The organism is Acetobacter nitrogenifigens DSM 23921 = NBRC 105050 (assembly GCF_000429165.1).
GTDB lineage: Bacteria > Pseudomonadota > Alphaproteobacteria > Acetobacterales > Acetobacteraceae > Acetobacter > Acetobacter nitrogenifigens.
This window is the reverse complement of sequence record NZ_AUBI01000044.1, coordinates 1-5,104: the sequence shown is the minus strand read 5'-3', so window position 1 is coordinate 5,104 and position 5,104 is coordinate 1. Positions and strand designations below refer to the sequence as shown.

The 5,104-nt window shown below is 65.0% G+C and carries 4 protein-coding genes; all 4 read right to left on the bottom strand.

Translation table 11 applies throughout. The annotated features are described in order from the left end of the window. Positions 1-3,704, bottom strand: a 3,704-nt coding sequence (locus tag G442_RS0118805) for a hypothetical protein (protein WP_026399190.1), incomplete at its 3' end; no start/stop codon positions are given. A gap of 1 nt (position 3,705) precedes the next feature. Beyond that, positions 3,706-4,344 (bottom strand): hypothetical protein, encoded by a 639-nt coding sequence (locus G442_RS0118800; protein ID WP_026399189.1) that lies wholly within the window; start codon positions 4,342-4,344, stop codon positions 3,706-3,708. Between the two features lie 4 nt (positions 4,345-4,348). Next, positions 4,349-4,711 (bottom strand): hypothetical protein, encoded by a 363-nt coding sequence (locus tag G442_RS0118795; RefSeq protein ID WP_246789548.1) that lies wholly within the window; start codon positions 4,709-4,711, stop codon positions 4,349-4,351. 38 nt (positions 4,712-4,749) lie between these two features. Then, positions 4,750-5,104: hypothetical protein (locus tag G442_RS25665; protein ID WP_026399187.1), on the bottom strand; the 355-nt coding region annotated here is incomplete at its 5' end.

Sequence of the window (5,104 nt, the reverse complement as noted above, 5' to 3'; positions counted from 1 at the left end):
AGCGTGGACAGCGCCGTCGCCATGTCGCCCGTGTAGCCGGTGAAATGCGCGACGGTCAGATGCGAGGAATCGTCAAACCTGCCGACGACCACGCCCATGTTGTCGAGCGTGTCCGACAGGGTTTTCAGGGACTGGATCGCCTGCGTGTAGCTGCTGACGCTGTCGAAGCTCGACGGCATCAGCTGATCGAGCGCCATCTGCATCGTGGCGTCGGACGACGTCAGATGCGCGTCGCCGAGATGCTGTTCCAGCGTCTGCGAGTTGGAGTTTTTCCCCTTTTTGTAATGCCCGACGTCGCCGACGAACCCGTCGTCGACAGAGACGCCCGTATAGCCATACACGGCGTTGATCGCGTCAAGCGCCGACTGGAGAGATCCCGAAACGTCATCGTCGGAACGTTTGACCCGCCTGTCGGAGATCACCAGCTGGCCATCCTGCCCGCTGACGCTGTCATAGGCGTAGTGCGACTTTGAAAACAGCGAGCCGATGAGGCTGCCGATCCCGCCAAGCACCGTGCCGCCGATAACAGCCCCCAAAGGCCCGCCGATACTGGAGAGGCCTGTTCCAATAAGCGCCCCAATACCAGTTCCGCCGGCGGACCCAACCAGCGATCCTATTGTGCTGCCGCTTCCGCCACCCGTCAGGCTTCCGACCAGGCCACCGACAGCCATGCCGCCGCCCAGCCCCGCCAGCATGTTGCCTATGGAGGCGTTGCCGATGACTTTCGTGCCAAGGGCCGACTGGAGCCAGCTTCCGGACGTCGCCGACGTGGCTGACGCCGGAGACGACAGGCTGTTTTTCAGGTTCAGTTCCTGTCCGACGCTGATCCCCGAGCCCTCGAAATCCATCGCGCCGCCGGTCGAACCCCACCCGTCGCCCGACGAAGACCCCGACGACCCACCAAGGTTTCCAAGAAGCTTCGAGATGTCGGACAGCGTGTCCCTTGTTCCGCCGTCAATGTCGTTAAGCAGCGGATTGATCAGCCCCATCTTGAGGATCATCGACGCGATCTGCGTCTCAATCGCCTGCAGCGTCGATTTGAACGACATCCCGCTCGACGTGCCCTGCAGGAATCCCTGCACGAGACCATCCGACAGCTGGTCCGCCATGTTCGAGATCGAGCCCGTCAGATCCGACAGCGTCTGCTGCTGACGCTCATAGGCCACGGACGCCGCCGACACCTGGCGCGACAGTTCGACGTAATCCTGCGCCTCCTGCGGCAGCACGGCGCCATACTGGCGACGCATCTCCATTTCCGCCTGCAAACGCGCAATACCGACCTGACGCGCGTCGGAATCCTGCCCGATGCTGGCAGTTTCCGCCTGCAGCAGCGCAAGGTTGTCAGACAGCCCCCGGTTCTGTTGCAGCTGCTGCGTCCGCTGTTGCGCATCCGACAGCGCATCGAGCGCCGAGACGCGCGCGTTCACTTCCTCGACGAACTTCTGCGACGCCGGGTCGAAATTCTGCGTCGCCGCGTTATATGCCTCCTGATAATTCGCTGCGTGCTGCAGCGCCCTTGAGGAATCGCCCGCCGCAGAAGAAATCGCCGCCTGGGCGCGCACCTGTCGCTCGATTTCCGTCGTGCCGTCTTCATACGCTGCCGTCAGCTGGCGCTGTTTCTCCGTCAGCGCCTGCGTAAGGGCCTGCTGGTTGACGCCGGTTCCGCGCGTCGTCGTGTCGAACTGGGCCACGACCTCAGCCATGCTGCGCCACCAGCCCGATTGCGCCGACAGGCTCTCGTTCTGGTCCTTCATGCCCTGCGTGATCGACGTTTGCGGATCAAGCGTGTTGGCGAGGGCGATTTTCGCGTTGGTGATGCGCTCGCTTTCCTCCTGCCACTCGCGCGAGCCCTGCGTCAGGCCGCCGAGCATTTTCTCATGCACGCCGATCCAGTCCTCGATCGCCTGTCGGCTCTGGGTGATGCTGGTGGAGCTGTATCCGTTCGCCGCGTCGGCGGCGCCCGCCGAAAGGGCCGCCTGATCGCTGATCACGGCGGCGGACGTCGCATGGGCCGTCGCAGCGGCCGACGAGGCTGCGGACGGCGTCGCGTAGGATTGATCGTCCCACTGACGGCCGCCGCTCTCCTGCAAAGCGATTTTCTTGATCAGACTGGTTAGACCGTCGCCCAGCCCGAATTTCTGCGCCTCCTGATCGATCGCCTTCGAGATCGCGGGCGTCAGGTCCGCAAGGTTCTGCCCGAACACCGAGCTTGCGTATTGCTGGCCCCCAGCCGAGCCAGTTTTCCACCCGCCATAGAGCGCCAGCGCGTTTTCGAGATTGCCGCCCGACTGCTTCAGGAAATTCTGATACCGCGTGATGCCTTCGTCGATGTTTCCCGACAGGGAGTTGACGTCATACTGCGAGCTGTAGGCCGGGTTGATCTGCATGATCCCCAGCGTGCCGCTGGACGGATTTGTGACGACATGCGTTCCGGACGCGCTCTGGCTGGCCGCGTCGCTGTGCGGCAGCAGGTTCAGCAGCGACGTGACCCCGTTCAGCAGTTTGGTTCCGATGCCCGTCGCCAGCTTCTCCAGCGTGTCGAGCAGCGGCGACGCCGCCTTGTTCAGATCCTCCATCGCCCGCTGAAACGGTGTCAGGCTTTCTTCATGCGCGTTCTTAACGGCGTCCGTCAGGTGCTCCATCACGAGGGCGTACGCCGCGCCCTGCTTTCCGGCCGCTTCCAGATCCCGCACCTGATCCACCAGCTGCGCGTTCACGCCCGGCAGATGCCGCTGGTAAAGATCGCGGATCTCCGCGAGCGGGTCCGTCATGGCCGTCTGCACGGCTTTCAGCCCGTCTTCCAGAGACCCGAACACGGCGCCAGCGTCGCGCGCGACGCCCGCAAGCGCCGTGATGTCCGACGAATTTCCGGAAAAATCATAGGTTCCGCCAATCGCCTGCGACGCCGTCCGCGCACTGGCCTCGTCCCACCCGGGCATCCCCTTGAGACTGTCGGACGCGGACGTGATCGCGCTGGCCATGCTCATCGCGTCAGTGCGCGTCGCGCGCAGCTGCGTGGACAGGGCGGCGAATTTCTCCTGATCCGTTTCGGCACGCGACGCCATCGCATACAGGCTGACGCCCGCAGCTGCCGCAGCCACGGCGATGCCGCCCGGTCCCGCCAGAAAGCCGCCGACGACTTTTGCCGCGTTGCCGACGCCGCCCATGGCCTGCACCATATTGGGCAGCTGATACGTCGTCGCCGTGATCGCGGAGCCGCCGGCGAGAACCTGATCGACCCATTTGTGAAATTCATCGGCGATCTGCGCGATCTGGTAGGATTGCAGCTTGACTGACGCCGTATTGCGCTCGGCCGCCGTCGTGACGCTGTCCGTCGCTTCCGCGAGCGTCTTTTGCGCCGCCGTCGCCGCCTGATGCTTCGCCGTGGCCTGCGTGACGCGGTCGCCCAGCGTCTGCAGCGTGCGCTGCGCCTGTTCGGCGGTGACGCTGCCATTGGCCATGGATTTGTTGAGCGCGTCCTGCGCCGCGTCGAGGTCGCGCTGCGCGCGCTCGACAGCCTTCGCCGTGCGGGTGACGTCGTCGAAACGGTTGACGAACGCAGCGCCGCTTTTCGTCGTGGACGTAATCTTTTTGTCCAGCGTCTCGGCGGCGTTTCCCGCACTGTTCAGCGCATCGGCGTCAGCCTTCGCCTTCGCGGCGACGTCGCTTTCATAGGCGACCCGCATATCCGAGATCGAGGGCATGTCAGATCTTCTCCGTGAGAACGATGGCGGGATAGGTGATGGGCTGACCGGCCTGACGATCGCGCGCGCGCCCCTTGCTGCGGCGCAAAATCCATGGCGCGCCGTCGATCAGGCCCGGCGGAATGACAACGAATCTGCGCGCGACCGTCAGCGTCGGAAACATGCGCAGCGCCTTCTGGCGCACGGCCTCGACCACGCCGCGCCCGATCGTCCGCATGGCGCCTGTGTCGATCTTGCGCGCGTAGGGCTGGGAATTGACGATCATGACTTCCGAGCCTGGCGCGATCCGCGACAGGTCTGCGCTCCAGACGCGGCCATTGACCACGACGACCCAGCTGCGCCGGTACCGGCCCGAACGCGCGGGCGAGCGGCGCATGGCTTCCTCGACGCAGAAAATCGCCGCCTGCGGCAGGTAATTGAACTCGTAAAGAATGACGCCGTCCGGGCGCACCGTGATCTCGGCCCGGCCGCGCATCCCGTCGACAAAGGTCGTGTAACTGTCTGGCGCATCGCCCGAGAGGATGACCGCCTCTCGCGCGGCGATGGCCGCCTCTGCCAGATGGCGCGACAGGGCGGCGGGCGACAGCGTCTTATCCACGAACAGCCTTATGTCGCGCTGAAACGTGCCGCTGACCGCCATGTCGCTATTTCCTGAAAATCTGGCCCAGCTCGGCGCGGATCTGACGCCCGCGCAGGTCCAGAAAAACCCGGTCCATGGCCTTGACCATCAGGACCACAAAATCGCGCTCGTCCGCGTCGAGATCCTGCGCGTCGCACCACGCCAGCACGTCGAGAGCAGGCAACGGCTGTGGCCGGGACACCCCACGGATCGCGCCCATGCCGCCGCCGTAGATCTCGACCATGTGGCGGCGATGCCCGGCCAGTTCGTGCCAGCACCGCCACGGCTGCCGATAGGCGGGCAGCACGTCCACACGACGCGCCTGCGCATCCACTGCATCCCAGTTCGGATGATCCGCCGGGAGGAGCGCATCGCCGTAGGGCGCCACCAGCGGCGCGTCCTCGATCGCCCAGACGAGCGCGTCGGTCAGTTTTTTTCCGCGCTCTCCAGCTGCGCCTTCGTCGCGCGCCCGACCGAGCCCGCCGCCTGCATGGCGAGCGCCAGCAACGGACGGTTTTCACGATGCTGGATCAGGTCGCAAAACTGCGCGATCGTGACCGGAGCGCCGTCGTCTCCGTCCAGGCCGGAAACGTCGATCAGGCATTTTTCAGCCATCGCCTGCGCGACGCAGCCATCCTCGATCGAAGGCGGCAGCGCATCGGGGCTGACAGGCGTCTCGTTCGCCGACAGCCCCGTATTGTAGCGGATGGCTGCCGTGCGCCGCAGCGACCAGAGCCGGTCGGCATAGGCGTCCGTAAAACCGCGCGTCGTGATCGTGAAG

What these genes read in the sequence shown, in the direction of transcription:
- G442_RS0118800 (WP_026399189.1), bottom strand. Translation starts at nt 4,344, where the DNA reads ATGGCGGTCAGCGGCACGTTTCAGCGCGACATAAGGCTGTTCGTGGAT.